17 protein-coding genes and 1 riboswitch are annotated in these 18,681 nt (G+C 71.5%); of the genes, 12 read left to right on the top strand and 5 right to left on the bottom strand.

Annotated elements, in window-relative coordinates; genetic code table 11:
• Nucleotides 1–136: 136 nt before the first annotated feature.
• The 4 genes from ACFY61_RS07655 to gcvT all read right to left on the bottom strand — a co-directional run bounded on the left by ACFY61_RS07655 (nt 137) and on the right by gcvT (nt 4,627).
• Nucleotides 137–1,519, bottom strand: coding sequence for an L-serine ammonia-lyase (locus tag ACFY61_RS07655; RefSeq protein WP_389468313.1), 1,383 nt, complete (start codon nt 1,517–1,519; stop codon nt 137–139).
• A 250-nt stretch (nt 1,520–1,769) separates the two neighbouring features.
• Nucleotides 1,770–3,026: a serine hydroxymethyltransferase gene (gene glyA / locus ACFY61_RS07650; RefSeq protein WP_389468311.1), complete on the bottom strand. Its 1,257-nt coding sequence runs from the start codon at nt 3,024–3,026 to the stop codon at nt 1,770–1,772.
• 25 nt (nt 3,027–3,051) lie between these two features.
• Nucleotides 3,052–3,432 carry a glycine cleavage system protein GcvH gene (gene gcvH / locus ACFY61_RS07645; protein WP_389468309.1) on the bottom strand — a complete coding sequence of 127 codons (381 nt, stop codon included), beginning with the start codon at nt 3,430–3,432 and terminating at the stop codon, nt 3,052–3,054.
• 79 nt (nt 3,433–3,511) lie between these two features.
• Nucleotides 3,512–4,627: a glycine cleavage system aminomethyltransferase GcvT gene (gene gcvT / locus ACFY61_RS07640; protein ID WP_389468307.1), complete on the bottom strand. Its 1,116-nt coding sequence runs from the start codon at nt 4,625–4,627 to the stop codon at nt 3,512–3,514.
• Nucleotides 4,628–4,794: 167 nt separating this feature from the next.
• Nucleotides 4,795–4,907, bottom strand: a riboswitch (glycine riboswitch).
• A gap of 278 nt (nt 4,908–5,185) precedes the next feature.
• Here gcvT and ACFY61_RS07635 point away from each other — a divergent pair.
• The 12 genes from ACFY61_RS07635 to ACFY61_RS07580 all read left to right on the top strand — a co-directional run bounded on the left by ACFY61_RS07635 (nt 5,186) and on the right by ACFY61_RS07580 (nt 17,893).
• Nucleotides 5,186–5,869 (top strand): AAA family ATPase, encoded by a 684-nt coding sequence (locus tag ACFY61_RS07635; RefSeq protein ID WP_389468304.1) that lies wholly within the window; start codon nt 5,186–5,188, stop codon nt 5,867–5,869.
• A gap of 147 nt (nt 5,870–6,016) precedes the next feature.
• The gene (locus ACFY61_RS07630; protein ID WP_389468302.1) at nt 6,017–6,751 is read left to right on the top strand and encodes an enhanced serine sensitivity protein SseB; all 735 of its coding nucleotides are present in this window, start codon (nt 6,017–6,019) and stop codon (nt 6,749–6,751) included.
• A gap of 61 nt (nt 6,752–6,812) precedes the next feature.
• On the top strand, nt 6,813–7,553 hold the full coding sequence (locus ACFY61_RS07625) for an enhanced serine sensitivity protein SseB C-terminal domain-containing protein (protein ID WP_389468300.1): 741 nt from the start codon (nt 6,813–6,815) through the stop codon (nt 7,551–7,553).
• A gap of 410 nt (nt 7,554–7,963) precedes the next feature.
• The gene (locus tag ACFY61_RS07620; RefSeq protein ID WP_389468298.1) at nt 7,964–8,959 is read left to right on the top strand and encodes an ABC transporter permease; all 996 of its coding nucleotides are present in this window, start codon (nt 7,964–7,966) and stop codon (nt 8,957–8,959) included.
• 24 nt (nt 8,960–8,983) lie between these two features.
• Nucleotides 8,984–10,765: an ABC transporter substrate-binding protein gene (locus ACFY61_RS07615; RefSeq protein WP_389468297.1), complete on the top strand. Its 1,782-nt coding sequence runs from the start codon at nt 8,984–8,986 to the stop codon at nt 10,763–10,765.
• 117 nt (nt 10,766–10,882) lie between these two features.
• Nucleotides 10,883–11,884 (top strand): ABC transporter permease, encoded by a 1,002-nt coding sequence (locus ACFY61_RS07610; RefSeq protein ID WP_389468294.1) that lies wholly within the window; start codon nt 10,883–10,885, stop codon nt 11,882–11,884.
• Nucleotides 11,885–11,913: 29 nt separating this feature from the next.
• On the top strand, nt 11,914–12,984 hold the full coding sequence (locus tag ACFY61_RS07605; protein ID WP_389469269.1) for an ABC transporter ATP-binding protein: 1,071 nt from the start codon (nt 11,914–11,916) through the stop codon (nt 12,982–12,984).
• Entirely contained in the window at nt 12,981–14,087 is a 1,107-nt protein-coding gene (locus tag ACFY61_RS07600; RefSeq protein WP_389468292.1) for an ABC transporter ATP-binding protein, read from the top strand. The genes ACFY61_RS07605 and ACFY61_RS07600 overlap by 4 nt, the downstream gene beginning before the upstream one ends.
• 128 nt (nt 14,088–14,215) lie before the next feature.
• A complete protein-coding gene (locus ACFY61_RS07595) occupies nt 14,216–14,887 on the top strand; it encodes a trimeric intracellular cation channel family protein (RefSeq protein ID WP_389468290.1) in 672 nt (223 codons plus the stop codon).
• A 41-nt stretch (nt 14,888–14,928) separates the two neighbouring features.
• Nucleotides 14,929–15,783 (top strand): thioesterase family protein, encoded by an 855-nt coding sequence (locus tag ACFY61_RS07590; protein WP_389468287.1) that lies wholly within the window; start codon nt 14,929–14,931, stop codon nt 15,781–15,783.
• Between the two features lie 77 nt (nt 15,784–15,860).
• On the top strand, nt 15,861–17,024 hold the full coding sequence (locus ACFY61_RS07585; protein ID WP_389468285.1) for a cysteine desulfurase family protein: 1,164 nt from the start codon (nt 15,861–15,863) through the stop codon (nt 17,022–17,024).
• 362 nt (nt 17,025–17,386) lie between these two features.
• The gene (locus ACFY61_RS07580) at nt 17,387–17,893 is read left to right on the top strand and encodes a hypothetical protein (RefSeq protein ID WP_389468283.1); all 507 of its coding nucleotides are present in this window, start codon (nt 17,387–17,389) and stop codon (nt 17,891–17,893) included.
• Nucleotides 17,894–17,981: 88 nt separating this feature from the next.
• Here ACFY61_RS07580 and ACFY61_RS07575 read toward each other — a convergent pair whose 3' ends face one another.
• Complete coding sequence (locus tag ACFY61_RS07575) at nt 17,982–18,620, bottom strand: N-acetylmuramoyl-L-alanine amidase (RefSeq protein WP_389468281.1); 639 nt, start codon at nt 18,618–18,620, stop codon at nt 17,982–17,984.
• Nucleotides 18,621–18,681 lie beyond the last annotated feature (61 nt).

Raw genomic sequence — 18,681 nt, 5'->3', positions numbered from 1 at the left:
GCCCGCCCCCCCCCACTAACCCCCCGGGGGGGGCCGGGGGGGGGCCCCCGGCCGGGGGGCGGGGGGGGCGGGCCCGCGGGGGGGGGGGGGGGGCCCCGGGCGCCCCCCCCCCCCCCCGCGCCGCGGAGGGCCCGCGTCAGCACTCGATGACGTTGACGGCCAGGCCGCCGCGCGCCGTCTCCTTGTACTTGATCTTCATGTCGGCGCCGGTCTCCTTCATGGTCTTGATGACCTTGTCGAGGGACACCTTGTGGCTGCCGTCGCCGCGCATCGCCATCTTCGCCGCGGTGACCGCCTTCACGGCCGCCATGCCGTTCCGCTCGATGCACGGGATCTGCACCAGGCCGCCGACCGGGTCGCAGGTCAGGCCCAGGTTGTGCTCCATGCCGATCTCGGCGGCGTTCTCGACCTGCTCGGGGCTGCCGCCCAGCACCTCGGCCAGCGCGCCCGCGGCCATCGAGCAGGCGGAGCCGACCTCGCCCTGGCAGCCGACCTCGGCGCCGGAGATGGAGGCGTTCTCCTTGAAGAGCATGCCGATCGCGCCGGCCGCGAGGAGGAAGCGGACCACGCCGTCCTCGTCCGCGCCGGGCACGAAGTTCACGTAGTAGTGCAGGACGGCCGGGATGATGCCGGCGGCGCCGTTGGTGGGGGCCGTGACGACCCGCCCGCCCGCCGCGTTCTCCTCGTTCACCGCCATCGCGTAGAGGGTGATCCACTCCATCGCGAGCGCCTGCGGGTCGCCCTCGGAGCGCAGCTTGCGGGCGGTGGTGGCGGCGCGGCGGCGGACCTTCAGGCCGCCCGGGAGGATGCCCTCGCGCGACATGCCGCGCGCCACGCAGGCCTGCATGACCCGCCAGATCTCCAGCAGTCCCTCGCGGATCTCCTCCTCGGTCCGCCAGGCCTTCTCGTTCTCCAGCATCAGGGAGGAGATCGACAGGCCGGTCTCGCGGGTCAGGCGGAGCATCTCGTCGCCGGAGCGGAAGGGGTGCTTGAGGACGGTGTCGTCGAGCTTGATCCGGTCCTCGCCCACCGCGTCCTCGTCCACGACGAAGCCGCCGCCGACCGAGTAGTACGTCTTCTCCAGCAGCGGGGCGCCGGAGGAGTCGTACGCGAAGAGGGTCATGCCGTTCGCGTGGTACGGCAGGGCGCGGCGCCGGTGCAGGATCAGCTGGCTCGGCTCGTGGAAGTCGATCTCGTGGGCGGACCCTATCTCCGCGCCGAGGAGGCGGAGCCGGCCGGACTGCCGGATGCGCTCGACCTCGTCGTCGGCGGTCTCCACGTCCACGGACCGGGGGGAGTGGCCCTCCAGGCCGAGCAGGACGGCCTTGGGGGTGCCGTGGCCGTGCCCGGTCGCGCCCAGCGAGCCGTACAGCTCGGCGCGGACGGACGTGGTCTGGGCGAGGACTCCGTCCTTCTTCAGCCGCTGCACGAACATGCGGGCGGCGCGCATCGGTCCGACGGTGTGGGAGGAAGAGGGACCGATGCCGATCGAGAAGAGATCGAAGACGGAGATGGCCACGTCGGACTCCTTTGTCTGCTCGTGGAGGGGCAGGAGATCATGATGTGTGCGGATTTTGTCCGACAGACGAGCCTAACCCGCGGAGGTGAACGGCTCGGCTGCGGGAGGCGTCGGGACGGGGTCGGCCGGGCGTGAGTCGGCTCACGCCCCGCGCGGGGACGCCGGCGGTGCGGTCCCGCGCGCGACGCGGGTCATGAGAAGGGCCCGGCCCCCCGGATCACGCGGGGGAGCCGGGCCCGACTCGGCGCCGTCAGAGCGACGGGTACAGCGGGTGCTTCTCGGCCAGCGCGGTGACGCGGGCGCGGAGGGCCTGGGCGTCGTACGACGGCTTCAGCGCCTCGGCGATGATGTCGGCGACCTCGGTGAAGTCCTCGGCCCCGAAGCCGCGGGTGGCCAGCGCAGGGGTGCCGATCCGCAGGCCCGAGGTGACCATCGGCGGCCGCGGGTCGTTCGGGATGGCGTTCCGGTTGACCGTGATGCCGACCTCGTGGAGGCGGTCCTCGGCCTGCTGGCCGTCCAGCTCGGAGTTGCGCAGGTCGACCAGGACGAGGTGCACGTCGGTGCCGCCGGACAGCACGTCCACGCCCACGGCCTTGACGTCGTCCTGCACCAGGCGGGCGGCGAGGATCTTCGCGCCCTCCAGGGTGCGCTCCTGGCGCTCCTTGAACTCCGGCGAGGCCGCCACCTTGAAGGAGACCGCCTTGGCCGCGATCACGTGCTCCAGCGGACCGCCCTGCTGACCGGGGAAGACCGCGGAGTTGATCTTCTTGGCGAGCTCCTGGGTGGACAGGATCACGCCACCGCGCGGACCGCCGAGGGTCTTGTGCGTGGTGGTGGTGACCACGTGGGCGTGCGGCACCGGGTTCGGGTGGAGGCCCGCGGCGACCAGGCCCGCGAAGTGGGCCATGTCGACCATCAGGTACGCGCCGACCTCGTCCGCGATCCGGCGGAAGGCGGCGAAGTCGAGCTGGCGCGGGTAGGCGGACCAGCCGGCGACGATCAGCTGCGGCTTGCTCTCCTTGGCCAGGCGCTCGACCTCGGCCATGTCGACCTGGCCGTCCTCGCCGACGTGGTACGGGACCACGTTGTAGAGCTTGCCGGAGAAGTTGATCTTCATGCCGTGGGTCAGGTGACCGCCGTGGGCCAGGTTCAGGCCCATGATGGTGTCGCCCGGCTTCAGCAGCGCGAACATGGCGGCGGCGTTGGCCTGCGCACCCGAGTGCGGCTGGACGTTCGCGGCCTCGGCGCCGAACAGGGCCTTGATCCGGTCGATGGCGATCTGCTCGACGACGTCGACGTGCTCGCAGCCGCCGTAGTAGCGGCGGCCCGGGTAGCCCTCGGCGTACTTGTTGGTCAGGACCGAGCCCTGGGCCTCCATGACGGCGACCGGGGCGAAGTTCTCCGACGCGATCATTTCCAGGGTCGACTGCTGGCGCGCGAGCTCCGCGTCGACGGCGGCGGCGACGTCCGGGTCGAGCTCGTGCAGAGGGGTGTTCAGAACAGACATCTCTACCCTTATGTTCTCGGCTGGATCAGCCGGCGGTGAAGGAGCTGTACTCGTCGGCGGACATCAGGTCCTCGGCGCCGCCGGTGATCTTGACCTTGAACAGCCAGCCGCCCTCGAAGGGGGCGGTGTTCACGAGCGCCGGGTCGTCCACGACGTCCTGGTTAGCCTCGACGACCTCGCCGGACACCGGCGCGAACAGGTCGCTGACGGACTTGGTGGACTCCAGCTCGCCGCAGGACTCGCCGGCGGTGACGGTGTCACCGACCGCGGGCAGCTGGGCGTAGACGACGTCACCGAGCGCGTTGGCCGCGTACTCGGTGATGCCGACCGTGGCGACGCCGTCCGCGTCGGCCTCCGAGACCCACTCGTGTTCCTTGCTGAAGCGCAGCTGCTGGGGGTTGCTCATGACCTGATTCTCCTGGATGCGGGGGAGTGCTGGTGAACTGTGGTCTTGCCGGGTGAGACGGGTGCCGGTGGGGCGATCGTCACTTCTGGCGCTTGTAGAACGGCAGGGCCACGACCTCGTAGGGCTCATGGGTACCGCGAATGTCCACGCCGACGCCGGAGGTGCCGGGCGCGGCGTGGTCCGCGTCCACGTACGCCATGGCGATCGGCTTGCCCAGGGTGGGGGAGGGCGCGCCGGAGGTCACCTCGCCGACCACCTTGCCGTCCACGACCACGGAGAACCCGGCGCGCGGCACCCGGCGGCCCTCGGCGATCAGGCCGACCAGCTTGCGCGGGGCCTCGGCCCCGGCCTTCTCGGCGGCGGCCTCCAGCGCGGCGCGGCCGACGAAGTCGCCTTCCTTCTCGAACTTCACGACCCGGCCCAGGCCCGCGTCGAACGGGGTGAGGGCGGTGGTCAGCTCGTGCCCGTACAGCGGCATGCCCGCCTCCAGGCGCAGGGTGTCGCGGCAGGACAGGCCGCACGGGACCAGACCGGCGCCCGCGCCGGCCTCCGTCAGGGCCTGCCACAGGGCGACGGCGTGCTCCGGCTTCACGAACAGCTCGAAGCCGTCCTCGCCGGTGTAGCCGGTGCGGGCGATCAGCGCCGGGACGCCGGCGACCGTGCCGGGCAGGCCGGCGTAGTACTTCAGGCCGTCCAGGTCGGCGTCGGTCAGCGACTTCAGGATGCCGGGGGACTCCGGGCCCTGGACGGCGATCAGCGCGTAGGCGTCGCGGTCGTCGCGGACCTCGGTGTCGAAGCCGGCGGCGCGCTCCGTCAGCGCGTCGAGGACCACCTGCGCGTTGGAGGCGTTCGCCACGACCATGAACTCGGTCTCGCCGAGGCGGTAGACGATCAGGTCGTCGAGGATCCCGCCGTCCTCCTGGCAGATGTGGGTGTAGCGGGCGCGGCCGACGCCGACCGTGGAGATGTTGCCGACCAGCGCGTAGTCGAGCGCCTTGACGGCCTCCGGGCCGGTCAGGGTGATCTCGCCCATGTGGGAGAGGTCGAAGAGCCCGGCCTTGGTGCGGACCGCGTTGTGCTCGTCGCGCTCGCTGCCGTAGCGCAGCGGCATGTCCCAGCCCGCGAAGTCGGTCATGGTCGCACCGAGCTCGCGGTGCAGCGCATCGAGGGCGGTCAGACGGGGGGCATTGCTCATGGGTACGGCTCCCAGGTCCCAGGGCATCGACATGACATGACGAGGACGATCCTCCCCATCTGTCATGGAACCTGAGAGGTTCGCCGGGTGTCGCGCGTGGCGTCCCCGGCTTGCACCTTGGGTGGAGCCGCGCCGGACGGACGGCGGGGCTCGCTTTTCAGATCTGCCTCATCCACGCGGTACGGGGCCTGAGAGATTCAAGGGAGGGTCTTGCTCCTTCGGCGCCCGGCGTCCCCGGCACGGGCCTGGGGTCTTTCCGGAACTCTCCCGCGCGGATTCAAGCGGCCGGTATGCAGTTGGTGTCCAGTTGGCGCACATCATTGCACGGGATCCGCCCGGATGGGCGGGCGGGCCCGAAAGTGAGTGCGGACCTGTCACCTGCGCGTCCGGAGGCCCAGCGGTTCGGGGTCCGCAGGCCCGGCGGCCGGGGTCCGGCGGCCCCGTTCCGGCACTCGGCCGGAACCGCCCCGGCCGGATTACCGTCTCTTTACACTCGGGGGGAAAGGGTCCCGGTGACCCGAGGCGGGGGAGGCGGACACTGTGCGGAGATTCGGACCGGTGACATCGGAGAGAGCGCGGGCGGCGGCGGCAGTGGCGGCGGCGGCCGTCCCGGTGCCGCGCGCCGCCGTAGCCGCCCGCGCCGGAGCGGCCGGGGCCCCGGCCGCCGCCCGACCCACCGTCCGGGACCTGCGCGGCCGGGGCGCCGGCCCGGCCCGGCTCGGCTTCGCCGACGGCGACATCGTGGTGGTCTCCGGGCTGCCCGGCGGCGGCAAGAGCACCCTGATCAAGCGGACCGCCGCGGAGCGCGGCATCGACTCCCAGGACGTCCGCGAGCGCTGGGAGCGGCGGATGCCCGCCGCCCTGCCCTACGCCGTCTACCGGCCACTGGTCCGGCTCGACCACTACGCCGGGCTGGTCCGGGCCCTGCGCTCCGGCCGCTCCGTGGTCGTCCACGACTGCGGCACCCAGAGCTGGGTGCGGCTCCTGCTCGGCCGGGCCGCCCGGCGGCGCGGCCGTGCCCTGCACCTGGTCCTGCTCGACGCCTCGCCCGAGGAGGCCCTGGCCGGGCAGGCCGTGCGCGGCCGCGGCGTCTCGGCGTACGCCTTCGCCCGGCACCGCGCCGCTGCCTCCCGGCTGCTGCGCGCGGCCGAGTCCGGCCGGCTCCCCGCGGGCTGCGCCTCGGCGGTCCTGCTCGACCGGCCCGCCGCCTCCCGGCTGACCCGCGTCACCTTCGGCCCGTAGCGGAGGCCCCGCGGCCGTGCGCGCCCCCCCCGCAGGCGCGGACCCCGCGGGCGTGCGCGCGCCCGCGGGGCGGACCCCCGCGTCCGCGCCCGGCGGGAGCCGCTACGCTCGGCGCGACACTGGGCCGCACCACGGGAAGGCGCGACGATGCAGGGCAACGGCTGGCCCGCCAACGAACTGGAACAGGCGCTCGGCGCGGCCCTCGGCGACCCCGCCGCCGGCCCCCGCATCCTGGAGGTGCTGTCCCGCAGCGACCTCTGGGTGCCGCTCCCGGCCGGCGGCGCGCCGGACAGCGCCAGCCTCCGGCTGCCCACCACGGACATCGGCGGCGCCCCGTTCGTCCCCGTCTACAGCTCCGAGGCCCAGTTCCTCACCTGCGTCGGCCCCGGCATGGACTTCGGCGTGGTCCCGGCCGTGGAGTTCGCCCGCGGACTGCCCCCGCAGCTCGGCATCGCCGTGAACCCCGAGGGCGCGGTCGGAGTGCCGCTGCCCCCGCCCGCCGTCGCCGAGCTCTGCCGGGCCGGGCGCACCGAGCTCGACGGGCCCGCCACCGGCGGCCGGGTCCGGCTCTTCGAACCGGACTGGCAGCAGGACCCGGTCGACTTCCTGACCGCCGCCGCCGAGGAGTTCCGGGCCACCGGGGCCGTCACGTCCGCCCGCCGCTGCCTGGCGAGCGTCGAGGCGGGCGCCCCCCAGCTGTACGTGGGTGTCCAACTGGCGGGATGGACGCCCGAGCACCGGGACGCCGCGATGGACGCCCTGGGCCGCGCCCTGAACCGCGTACAGCCGCCCTGGCCGGTGCACCTGATCCTGCTGGACGGCACCGCGGATCCCGTGGCCGACCACATCCGTGAGCGCGTGCACCCGTTCTATCTCCCCTAGGCACCCGTAAGCTGTTTCCATTTCCGGGCTTGAACGACGGGCGGACGAAGAGGGGTACCGGGTGAGTGCGTCAGGCACGGCCGCGGCCGGGCAGGTCGAGCACATGATGCGCCAGGTGACCCCCGGGCGCTACGAGAACTACGAGGCGCTGCTGCACGCCCTCGCCGAGGGCAGGCTGTGGATGCTGCTCTGGCACGGGCAGCCGGGTTCGCCGGACGCCCAGTACGGCGGCATGGAGGTCGAGGGGCTCGGCTACGCGCCCTGCGTGACCTCCCCGCAGGAGCTCGCCGCCAGCGGCTGGAACCGCGGCTACGAGGTGATCACGGGCCGGGACGTCGCCCGCGCCCTCTACCCCGACCGCTGGGGGCTCTGGCTCAATCCGCACGACGCCGGCGGCGGCCTGGGCATCCCCTGGGCCGACCTGCGGCGCATCGCCACCGGCCTGGACCGGATGCCGGCCGGCCCGCTGCGGCTGACCGAGCCCTCGATCGAGCTGCCGCAGTTCTACGGGCTGCTGACCCAGCACGCCCACCGGACCCCGGCCGTCCGCTCGCTCCGCCGGGCCTGGGTGCAGCCCGCGCTCGGCTCCCCGTACCTCGCCGTCGGGCTCGACCTGTACGACTCCTCCCCGGCCGCCCTGGAGGCGGTGCGCGAGATGATGCGCCAGTCGGTGGGCGCCGTCCCCGAGGGCGTGCCGGTGTGCACCGTGGCCCTCGCCGACGAACACGACCCCGTCGCGATGTGGCTGCGCTCCCAGGCCCGGCCCTTCTACGACCGCGAGGGACCCGCCGCGGCGTACTGACCACCAGGCGAGACACCCGTATCAGGCCGCATGGAACCGACCGTTCCGTGCGGCCTTCCCGTTGTCCGGGTTCGGGTGGGTTGGACGCCCAAATAAGGCCTTGCTGAAGGCAGTTGAGCGCGATGTCCGATTCCGTACCGAACGGACGGTCTTGCTCCGCTCAGGCGGCAACGAAGTTCGGATAACGGGAATCCGACCCTCACATCACGGTTGCGCATCCATTCATCTGCGGGTCTGGCGGCGGCTCGAGCGCCCGATGAAGACTCCCCCACCAAGAGCCGGTCAGTCCTGCCAGTCACTGCCAATATCCGGCTCGGTACCCGCACTTCACAGCGCCACTCCGCACCAACGCCGCCACAGCGGCGGGCATGGGCCGGCTCACCCGTCGGCCGAGAGGGGTCCCCACCACGATGACGGCACCACTGCACGACACGAGCGCGGAAGAAGCACCCGCGACCGTTGCCGTAGCCGACGTCCCTGCCAAGGCCATCGAAGGCCGCTCACCGGGCCGGATCGCCTGGATGCGCCTCAAGCGCGACAAAGTGGCGCTGACCGGCGGCCTGGTCGTGATCCTCCTGATCCTGGTGGCGGTCTTCGCCCCGCAGATCGTGAGCCTGTTGGGCCACCCGCCCAACGAGTTCCACGAGGATCTCCTCGATCCCGACCTCGGCACCCCGGTCGGGGCCTTCGGCGGCATGAGCAGCGACTACCTGCTCGGCGTCGAACCCATCAACGGGCGCGACGTGTTCAGCCGGATCGTCTACGGCGCGCGGATCTCCCTGACCGTGGCCTTCCTCGCCGCCTTCGTCTCGGTGATCATCGGCAGCCTGCTGGGCGCCCTCGCGGGCTACCTCGGCGGCTGGGTCGACGCCCTGATCAGCCGCGTGATGGACCTGCTGCTGGCCTTCCCGCAGCTGCTCTTCACCATCGCCCTGGTCTCCGTGGTCCCCAACTCCGTGTGGGGCTTCGAGGGCACCGGCGTCCGCATGGGCGTCCTGGTCGTCGTCATCGGGTTCTTCGGCTGGCCGTACATCGGGCGCATCGTCCGGGGCCAGACGATCTCGATGCGCGAACGGGAGTACGTGGAGGCCGCGCGCAGCCTCGGCGCCGGCCGCGGCTACATCCTGATCAAGGAGCTGCTGCCCAACCTGGTCGCCCCGATCCTGGTCTACGCGACCCTGATCATCCCGACCAACATCCTGACGGAGGCGGCCCTCAGCTTCCTCGGTGCCGGCGTCAAGCCGCCCACCGCGTCCTGGGGCAAGATGCTGTCCGACGCCGTCCCCATCTACCAGGACGCACCGATGTTCATGGTCGTCCCCGGTCTCGCGATCTTCATCACTGTCCTGGCGTTCAACCTCTTCGGGGACGGGCTGCGCGACGCACTCGACCCCAAGGGCAGCTGAACCGCTTCAACGATTCACCCACTCATGGAGGTTGGACACACCGTGATCCGCAGAAAGCAGGCAATCGCGATCACCGCCGTGGTCGCCGCCCTGTCGCTGACCGCCGCGTGCGGTGGCGGGGGCAAGGACGAGGGCAAGGGCAGCACCGACGCCGCGGGCGCGGCCTTCGACGCGGCGACCAAGGGCTTCGTCAACGCGTCCGACAAGAAGGGCGGCGAGCTCAAGCTCTGGTCGCCGCAGGACGTGGACTACCTGGACCCGGCGCGCGCCTACTACGGCTTCGTCTGGAACATGCAGCGCCTGTACGTCCGCCAGCTGCTCGCCTACGACAGCAAGCCGGGCAAGGACGGCACCAAGCTGGTCCCGGACCTCGCCGAGGCCCTGCCGGAGATCACCAACGACGGCAAGACCTACACGCTGAAGCTCAAGGACGGCGTGAAGTTCGAGGACGGCACCCCGATCACCTCGAAGGACATCAAGTACGGCATCGAGCGCGTCTTCGCGCAGGACGTGCTGTCCGGTGGCCCGACGTACCTGATCGACGTCCTCGACCAGGGCCAGAAGTACCCCGGCCCGTACAAGGACACCGACCCCAACAAGATGGGTCTGAAGTCGGTCCAGACGCCGGACGACAAGACCATCGTCTTCAACCTGGCCTCCCCGAGCTCCGACTTCAGCTACCTGCTGGCCATGCCGTCCTCCTCGCCGGTCCCGGCCTCCAAGGACGAGGGCGCCAAGTACACCAACAAGCCGGTCTCCACCGGCCCGTACAAGGTCGAGTCCTTCACCGCCGGCAAGGGCGCCACCTTCGTCCGCAACGAGAACTGGGACCCGAAGACGGACACGATCCGCAAGGGCCTGCCGGACAAGGTCACCTTCACGGTCACCACCAACGCCGAGGACATGGACCAGCGCCTGCTCAACGGCGACATCGACCTCGCCGTCGACGGCACCGGCCTGCTGACCGCGGCCAAGAACAAGGTCCTCCGTGACCCCAACCTGAAGAAGCACGCGGACAACCCGTTCACCGGCTACATCCGCTACATGGCCTTCCCGCAGACCGTCGCGCCGTTCGACAACATCGAGTGCCGCAAGGCCGTCATCTACGCGGCCGACCCGAAGTCCCTGCAGACCGCCCGCGGCGGCCCGACCAGCGGTGACCTCGGCGCCAACATGCTGCCCCCCGGCATCCCCGGCTCCGACAAGTCCTACGACCCGTACGGTCTGACCAAGGGCGTCCCGCAGCCGGACAAGGCCAAGGAGGCCCTGAAGGCCTGCGGCAAGCCGGACGGCTTCGAGACCACCATCGCGGTCCGCAACAACCGCGCCGCCGAGGTCAAGACCGCGGAGTCGCTCCAGCAGGCGCTGGACAAGGTCGGCATCAAGGCCAAGATCGACCAGTACGACGGCAAGCTCTCCTCCTCCACGATCGGTTCGCCCGAGAACGTGAAGAAGAAGGGCTACGGAATCATCGTCATGGGCTGGGGCGCCGACTACAACTCCGGCGCGGGCTTCCTGCAGCCGCTGGTCGACGGATCGTTCATCCTGCCGAACGGCAACAACAACTACACCGAGATCAACGACCCCGAGATCAACAAGCTGTTCGACGACGCCGCTGCCGCCAAGACCCCCGAAGAGGCCGCGCCGTTCTACACGGACATCAACAAGAAGGTGATGGAGAAGGCGCTGTACCTGCCCATCAACTTCGACAAGGCCTTCGTCTACCACAACCCGCGTCTGACGAACGTCTACTTCAACGAGTCCATGGGCAAGATCGACCTCGCCACGGTGGGCGTCGTCAAGTAACAGTCAGGCACGTGCCTTCACCGCACATGCGCTAGTCCGAAGGGCAGGTGAAGGCCGCAGGCGGCGGCTGCCGTCCCCACGAGGGGCGGCGGCCGCCGGCCCTGGCGGCCGACTGCAGTGCTCGTCTACCTCATCCGGCGACTGTTCAACGTCGTCGCCACGCTGCTGGTGGTCTCCGTGGTCACCTTCGGCATCTTCTTCGCGGTGCCGAAGATCACCGGGTCCGATCCCGCGCTGATGTACGCCGGCCGCGAGACCAATGAGACCGCCCTGGCGGGCATCCGCGTGAAGATGGGCTTCGACAAGCCCATCTCCGAGCAGTACTTGCTCTTCGTGAAGGGCATCGTCGCCGGCCGCGACTACGACAACGGCGTCGACACGACCCACTGCCCGGCGCCCTGCTTCGGCTACTCGTTCAAGAGCGAGACGCCGGTGTGGGACATGATGCTCGACCGCATCCCGGTGACCGTCTCGCTCGCCCTGGGCGCGGCCGTGATCTGGGTGCTCGCGGGCGTCCTGACCGGTGTGATCTCGGCGCTCAAGAGGCGCACCGTGATCGACCGCACCGTGATGGTCGGCGCCCTCGCCGGCGTCTCGCTGCCGATCTTCTTCACCGGCATGCTCGCCCCCGCCGTCCTCGTCTACGGACTCGGCTGGCTCGACGTGTCGAACTACCGGCCCCTCACCGAGGATCCGGGAGCCTGGCTCAACAGCATGATCCTGCCCTGGGTCACGCTCGCGTTCCTCTTCGCCGCCACCTACGCCCGGATCACCCGCGCCACCATGCTGGAGGTCCTCGGCGAGGACTACATCCGCACGGCCCGCGCCAAGGGCCTCACCGAGCGGGTGGTCATCCGCAAGCACGCGCTGCGCTCCACGCTCACCCCGCTCGTCACGATGTTCGGCCTGGACTTCGGCGGCCTCCTCGGCGGCGCCGTCCTGACCGAGACCACCTTCAACTTCCAGGGCCTGGGCACCGCGGCCGTCGGCGCGATCCGGGACGGCGACCTTCCCGTGATCATGGGCGTCACCCTGCTCGCGGCGCTCTTCGTCGTGATGGCGAACCTGATCGTGGACATGCTGTACGCCGTCATCGACCCGCGCGTGAGGCTGACGTGACCGAGAACCACACCACCACCCCCGCCCCGCTGGTCCCCCGGCAGTCGGGACCCGCGGGATCCGAGGGCGCCTTCCTCTCCGTGCGCGACCTGAAGGTCCACTTCCCGACGGACGACGGCATGGTCAAGTCCGTCGACGGGCTCTCCTTCGATCTGGAACGCGGCAAGACCCTCGGCATCGTCGGCGAGTCCGGCTCCGGCAAGTCGGTGACCTCGCTGGCCATCATGGGCCTGCACCGCACCGGCAACGCCCGCAGCCGCCCCGCCATCCAGGGCGAGGTCTGGCTCGACGGCGAGGAGCTGGTGCGTGCCGACGCCGACGAGGTGCGCCGGCTGCGCGGCCGCAAGATGGCGATGGTCTTCCAGGACCCGCTGAGCGCGATGCACCCGTACTACACGGTCGGCCACCAGATCGTCGAGGCGTACCGCACGCACCACGACGTCGACAAGAAGACCGCGCGCAAGCGGGCGGTCGAGATGCTGGACCGGGTCGGCATCCCCGAGCCGTCCAAGCGGGTCGACGCCTACCCGCACGAGTTCTCCGGGGGCATGCGCCAGCGCGCCATGATCGCGATGGCCCTGGTCAACAATCCCGAGCTGCTGATCGCGGACGAGCCGACCACCGCCCTGGACGTCACCGTGCAGGCGCAGATCCTCGACCTCATCCGGGACCTGCAGAAGGAGTTCGGCTCCGCCGTCATCATGATCACGCACGACCTCGGCGTGGTCGCCGAGATGGCCGACGACATCCTCGTGATGTACGGCGGCCGCTGCGTGGAGCGCGGCTCCGCCGAGAAGGTCTTCTACGAGCCCCGGCACCCCTACACCTGGGGCCTGCTCGGTTCGATGCCGCGCATCGACCGCGACCAGACCGACCGTCTCATCCCGGTCAAGGGCTCCCCGCCCAGCCTGATCAACATCCCCGGCGGCTGTGCCTTCAACCCGCGCTGCCCGTACGCCGACGTCCCGAAGGACAACCTCACCCGGACCGTGCGTCCGGAGCTGGTGACCCCGGACGGGGAGCGGCACTGGTCCGCCTGCCACATGTCGCAGGAGGAGCGGACCCGGATCTGGACCGAAGAGATTGCGCCGAAGCTGTGACCGACATCAAGAAGGCGGGCGCGCCCACGCTGCCCGAGCAGGCCGAGTCCTCCGCGGAACCCCTCCTCAGGGTGACCGGCCTGGTCAAGCACTTCCCCATCCACAAGGGGTTGCTGCGCCGCCAGGTCGGGGCCGTCAAGGCCGTCGACGGCATCGACTTCGACGTCCGCCGAGGTGAGACCCTCGGCGTGGTCGGCGAGTCCGGCTGCGGCAAGTCCACCATGGGCCGGCTGATCACCCGGCTGCTGGAACCCACCGGCGGCACGGTCGAGTTCGAGGGCCGGGACATCACCCACCTCGGGGTCGCCGGGATGCGTCCGCTGCGCCGCGACGTCCAGATGATCTTCCAGGACCCGTACGGCTCGCTGAACCCGCGCCACACGGTCGGCGCGATCGTCTCGGCCCCGTTCAAGCTCCAGGGGGTCACCCCGGAGGGCGGGGTGAAGGCCGAGGTGCAGCGCCTGCTGTCGCTGGTGGGGCTCAACCCGGAGCACTACAACCGCTACCCGCACGAGTTCTCCGGCGGCCAGCGGCAGCGCATCGGCATCGCCCGCGCGCTCGCGCTCAAGCCGAAGCTGGTGGTGGCGGACGAGCCGGTCTCGGCCCTGGACGTCTCCATCCAGGCGCAGGTGGTCAACCTGCTGGACGACCTCCAGGAGGAGCTGGGCCTCACCTACGTGATCATCGCCCACGACCTGTCGGTCATCCGGCACGTCTCGGACCGGATCGCGGTGATGTACCTCGGCAAGATCGTCGAGCTGACCGACCGCAAGTCGCTCTACGAGACGCCCATGCACCCGTACACCAACGCGCTGCTGTCGGCGGTCCCGGTCCCGGACCCCCGGCGCCGCGGCGCGAAGAGCGGCCGCATCCTGCTCAAGGGCGACGTGCCCTCGCCGATCGCGCCGCCGAGCGGCTGCCGCTTCCACACCCGGTGCTGGAAGGCGACGCAGATCTGCAAGACGCAGGAGCCGCCGCTGGCCGCCCTGAAGACCGGCCACCAGGTCGCCTGCCACCACCCGGAGAACGGGCCGGACCAGGCCCCCGGCGACCCGGCGCTGCCGGACGCCCCGGAGGCGCCCGAGGTGCCGGCCGGCGCGTAGCCGACGTACGGCCCGGTGGGGCCGGTGTGCCGTGAGGCGCACTGGCCCTGCCGCTCCCCTCCGGGCCACTGCCTCACATCGGAGGGCGGGATTCCAGTCACGGCCGGGGCCCGGGACACAATGGGCATGTGCTCCACGATCTCTTCCCGCCCGGCATCCAGCACGTCCTGGACCTCGCGGGCATCTTCGTCTTCGCCACCGCCGGCGCCCTCCTCGCCGTACGCAAGAACTTCGACGTCTTCGGCATCGCCGTCCTGGCGCTCGTCACCGCCCTCGGCGGCGGACTCTTCCGCGACCTGGTCATCGGCGCCGTCCCGCCGGCCGCCTTCGGTGAACTCAGCTTCTTCGTCACCCCGCTGGTGGCGGCGGCGATCGTCTTCTTCCTGCACCCCGAGGTGCAGCGGATCAACCGGGCCATCAACGTCTTCGACGCGGCCGGGCTCGGCCTGTTCTCGGTCAGCGGCACGATAAAGGCCTACGAGTACGGGCTGGGCCTGACCGCCTCCGCCGCGCTGGGCGTGGCCACCGCCGTCGGGGGCGGCGTGCTCCGCGACGTACTGGCGAACGAGGTGCCCTCGCTGCTGCGCGACCGGGAGATGTACGCCGTGCCCGCCCTGGTCGGCGCCACCATGGTCGCGCTGTGCATCGCCTTCGAGGTGCTCAACCCCGTGACCAGCGGCGTGGCCGTGGTCACCACCTTCCTGCTGCGCCTCGGCGCGATGCGGCTGCACTGGAAGGCGCCGCTGGCCTGGAACCGCCGTTCCTCGGTCCAGGAAGACGCCCCCGACCGGCGCCCCTAGAAAAGCTACCGCTTAGTAATAGGACGGTGTACGGTTTTCCCATGGCTATTTCGGGACCTTCGGCATCCATCGGTGAGAGCGAGTTCGACCGCGACACCGCCGTCACCCCGCGGGCGGGCGAGCCCGGTGTCTTCGACGCGGAGCTCTCGGCCGGCTGGACCATCATCAGCGCCGTCAACGGCGGGTACCTGCTCGCCCTCGTCGGCCGCGCCCTGTCCGAGGCCCTCCCGCACCCCGACCCGTTCACCGTCTCCGCGCACTACCTGAGCGCCTCGGTGCCCGGCCCCGCCGTGATCCGCACCGAGACGGTGCGGGCCGGCCGCACGCTCTCCACCGGGCAGGCCTCGCTGCTGCAGTACGACCCCGAGACCGGCGCGGAGGTCGAACGCATCCGGGTCCTCGCCTCCTACGGCGACCTCGACGCCCTGACCGACGAGGTGCGCACCACGGCGGTGCCGCCGCTCATGCCCGCCTACGAGCAGTGCATCGGCCCCGAGGCGGGCTCCGCGCCCATTCCCGGCAGCACCGCGATCGTCGACCGGCTGCACCTGCGCCTGGACCCGGCCACCGCCGGCTGGGCCCTCGGGGTCCCTTCCGGGAAGGGCGACATGCGGGCCTGGTTCGAGCTCGCGGACGGACGCGACGCCGACCCGCTCTCCCTGCTCCTCGCGGTCGACGCGCTGCCGCCGACCGCGTTCGACCTGGGCCTGATGGGGTGGACGCCGACCGTCGAGCTCACCACCCACATCCGGCGGCGGCCGGCGCCGGGGCCGCTGCGCGTCTCGATCACGACGCGGAACCTGGCCGGGGGATTCCTGGAGGAGGACGCGGAGGTCTGGGACTCCGCCGACCAACTGGTGGCCCAGTCCCGCCAACTGGCCCGCGCCCCCCGCTGACCCCGGGCCCCGCCGGCCCGCCGCCCGCACCGGGGCGCGGGCCGGGGCCGGGCGGGGGGCCGTAGAATCGGGGGATCATGGTCTACCTCGATCACGCCGCCACCACGCCGATGCTGCCGGAGGCAGCCGCCGCCATGACGGAGCAGTTCACCGTCACCGGCAACGCCTCCGCCCTGCACGCCCCCGGCCGCCGCGCCCGGCGCACCGTCGAGGAGGCCCGCGAGGCCCTCGCCGAAGCCCTCGGCGCCCGCCCGAGCGAGGTCGTCTTCACCGCAGGCGGCACCGAGGCCGACAACCTCGCCGTCAAGGGCCTGTTCTGGGCCCGCCGGGACGCCGAGCCCGCCCGCACCCGCGTACTCGCCTCGCCCGTCGAACACCACGCCGTCCTCGACGCCGTGCACTGGCTCGCCGAGCACGAGGGCGCCCACGTCGAGTACCTCCCCGTCGACCACCACGGCCGGGTCCACCCCGACGCCCTGCGCACCGCGATCGAGCGGAACCCCGACGACGTCGCCATGGCCACCGTCATGTGGGCCAACAACGAGATCGGCACCGTCATGCCGGTCGCCGAACTCGCCGCCGTCTGCGCCGAGTACGGCATCCCCCTGCACTCCGACGCCGTCCAGGCCGTCGGCCAGCTCGACGTCCGCTTCGCGGACTCCGGCCTCGCCGCCATGACCGTCAGCGGCCACAAGATCGGCGGCCCGTACGGCATCGGCGCCCTGCTGCTCGGCCGCGACCAGACCCCCGTACCCGTGCTGCATGGCGGCGGCCAGGAGCGCCACGTACGCTCCGGCACCCTCGACGTCCCCGCCATCGCCGCCTTCGCGGTCGCCGCGCGGCTCGCCGCCGAACGCCGCGAGCACTTCGCCGCGGAGGTCGGAGCCCTGCGCGACGAACTGGTCGCCGCCGTCCGCTCCGCCGTCCCCGACGCCGTCCTCGGCGGCGACCCCGCCGACCGGCTGCCCGCGAACGCGCACTTCAGTTTCCCCGGCTGCGAGGGCGACTCCCTGCTGCTGCTCCTGGACGCCCAGGGCATCGCCTGCTCCACCGGCTCCGCCTGCACCGCGGGCATCGCCCAGCCCAGCCACGTCCTGCTCGCCACCGGCACCGACCCCGACCTGGCGCGCGGCACGCTCCGGTTCTCCCTCGGCCACACCTCCACCCGGGAGGACGTGGCCGCCCTGGCCGCCGCCATCGGCCCCGCCGTGGAACGCGCCCGCACCGCAGGCCTGACCTGACCGCTGCGCCCACCAGTCCACAACGCCGCATCCACCGCTCCCCGGAGGGAGAGGCGACACCGTAGCCGTAACGGCTGCCCGCCGGGTACACATCGCGGCCGTCGACGTCGGTGGTGTCCCGGTCATCAGCCGCACCGCCCGGGCGGGCAGCAGGCGGCTCCCGCACGGACCGTCGCAGAACGCGTCGAGGTCCGCGGGCGTGGAGACCAGCCCGCGCGACGCCCCGAACCCGTACCCGCCGGCTGACGCCGTTCGGGGGAAAGCCGCACCTCACAGCGTGCCCAGAGCCTGCCGGACAGCCGGAATCGCCATCCTGTCCACTGACGCGCAGGATTCGGCTCCAAGGACGGAAGGTCGGTCGAGTGAAGCTCACCAGACGGCTTGCCACGATCAGCGCTGCTGCAACGACGACGTTGCTCCTCACCACCGGTGGCGCCCAGGCCGACGGCGACGTGGGACTCCTGTCGCTGCTGGGCAATTCGCCGCTCGTCCAGGTGTGCTACCCGATGGGGACGGTCGGAGGAATCGGCAACACCGTCACGGGCGACCAGAACACGACCTGCGGTCAGAGCGCTCAGGCGACGACTCCGGCGAACGGTGCCGGGGGCGTAACGGGTGCTCAGAGGGCCTTCGGCGAGTACGTGGAGATCCCCCCTGGCCAGCGCCGCACCGCTGGAGTCTCCTGTCCCGAAGGAAAGATCGCCACAGGTGGAGGTCCGGAGACGACCGGACCCGGTTTTCGAACAGAGCAGTCGATCGCCCTCTCGGCGATGGTGGCGCCCATCGCCTGGACCGTCACCGGAACCAACGAAGGTCCGGAGACGATCTCCATGAGAGTCGAAGCAGTCTGCGTCAACGGTACGCAGTAGGGTCGAGATCAGACTCCTGCGGCGCGGCACCGGGCATGCGCCGCGCCCCTGCTCGCCTCCGCCCCTGGTCGCGGCGTCCGGATGCGCGTCAGGCCGCGGGGGCCGGCTTCTCCAGCTCCGCGCGGACCAGCCGCAGGTAGCGGTCCCAGTCCCAGTGCGGCCCCGGGTCGGTGTGGTCGGCTCCGGGCACCTCGGAGTGCCCCAGGATGTGCTTCCGGTCGGCGGTCATGCCGTACCTCCGGCAGATCGCCGCCGCCAACCGCGCCGAGGACTCGTACATCGCGGCCGTGAAGTCCTTCGGCCGGTCCACGAACCCGACGTGCTCGATGCCGATGCTGCGCTCGTTCATCGAGCGGTTCCCGGCGTGGTAGGCCACGTCCAGCTCGCGCACCATCTGCTCGATGTGCCCGTCCTGCCGGACTATGTAGTGGGCGGACGCCTTGTGCCACGGGTTGCGGAACGCGTCCACGGAGCTCTTGAACCCGCCCTGGGTGACATGCACCACGATCCGGTCCACCCGGTAGTCGTCCGGCCGGTCCGCCAGCCGCCAGTTCGCCGGCGACGCGGCCGTCCACCGGGCCCCCGGATGGTCCAGCTCACCCTCCTTGCGCGGCTTGGACACCCCCGGGAGCAGCCAGTACCCGCGCTCGATCTCCTCCCGGCCGGCCACCGCGGCCGCCGCCAGCACGCCGAGCCCGCCCAGCAGCACCACGCGTCTGGTCCTCATGGCCTCACCCCCTGCCGCCAACAACGCACGGTGACCGCGGCCGGTTCCCCGTACCCTGGAA

Source organism: Streptomyces sp. NPDC012888 (assembly GCF_042900645.1).
GTDB lineage: Bacteria > Actinomycetota > Actinomycetes > Streptomycetales > Streptomycetaceae > Streptomyces.
The sequence above is the reverse complement of the archived record's forward strand: the minus strand, read 5'-3'. Positions and strand labels throughout refer to the sequence as shown.

What these genes read in the sequence shown, in the direction of transcription:
- glyA (WP_389468311.1), bottom strand. Translation starts at nt 3,026, where the DNA reads ATGTCTGTTCTGAACACCCCTCTGCACGAGCTCGACCCGGACGTCGCC.
- gcvH (WP_389468309.1), bottom strand. Translation starts at nt 3,432, where the DNA reads ATGAGCAACCCCCAGCAGCTGCGCTTCAGCAAGGAACACGAGTGGGTC.
- gcvT (WP_389468307.1), bottom strand. Translation starts at nt 4,627, where the DNA reads ATGAGCAATGCCCCCCGTCTGACCGCCCTCGATGCGCTGCACCGCGAG.
- ACFY61_RS07630 (WP_389468302.1), top strand. Translation starts at nt 6,017, where the DNA reads ATGCAGGGCAACGGCTGGCCCGCCAACGAACTGGAACAGGCGCTCGGC.
- ACFY61_RS07620 (WP_389468298.1), top strand. Translation starts at nt 7,964, where the DNA reads ATGACGGCACCACTGCACGACACGAGCGCGGAAGAAGCACCCGCGACC.
- ACFY61_RS07615 (WP_389468297.1), top strand. Translation starts at nt 8,984, where the DNA reads ATGGAGGTTGGACACACCGTGATCCGCAGAAAGCAGGCAATCGCGATC.
- ACFY61_RS07590 (WP_389468287.1), top strand. Translation starts at nt 14,929, where the DNA reads ATGGCTATTTCGGGACCTTCGGCATCCATCGGTGAGAGCGAGTTCGAC.
- ACFY61_RS07585 (WP_389468285.1), top strand. Translation starts at nt 15,861, where the DNA reads ATGGTCTACCTCGATCACGCCGCCACCACGCCGATGCTGCCGGAGGCA.
- ACFY61_RS07575 (WP_389468281.1), bottom strand. Translation starts at nt 18,620, where the DNA reads ATGAGGACCAGACGCGTGGTGCTGCTGGGCGGGCTCGGCGTGCTGGCG.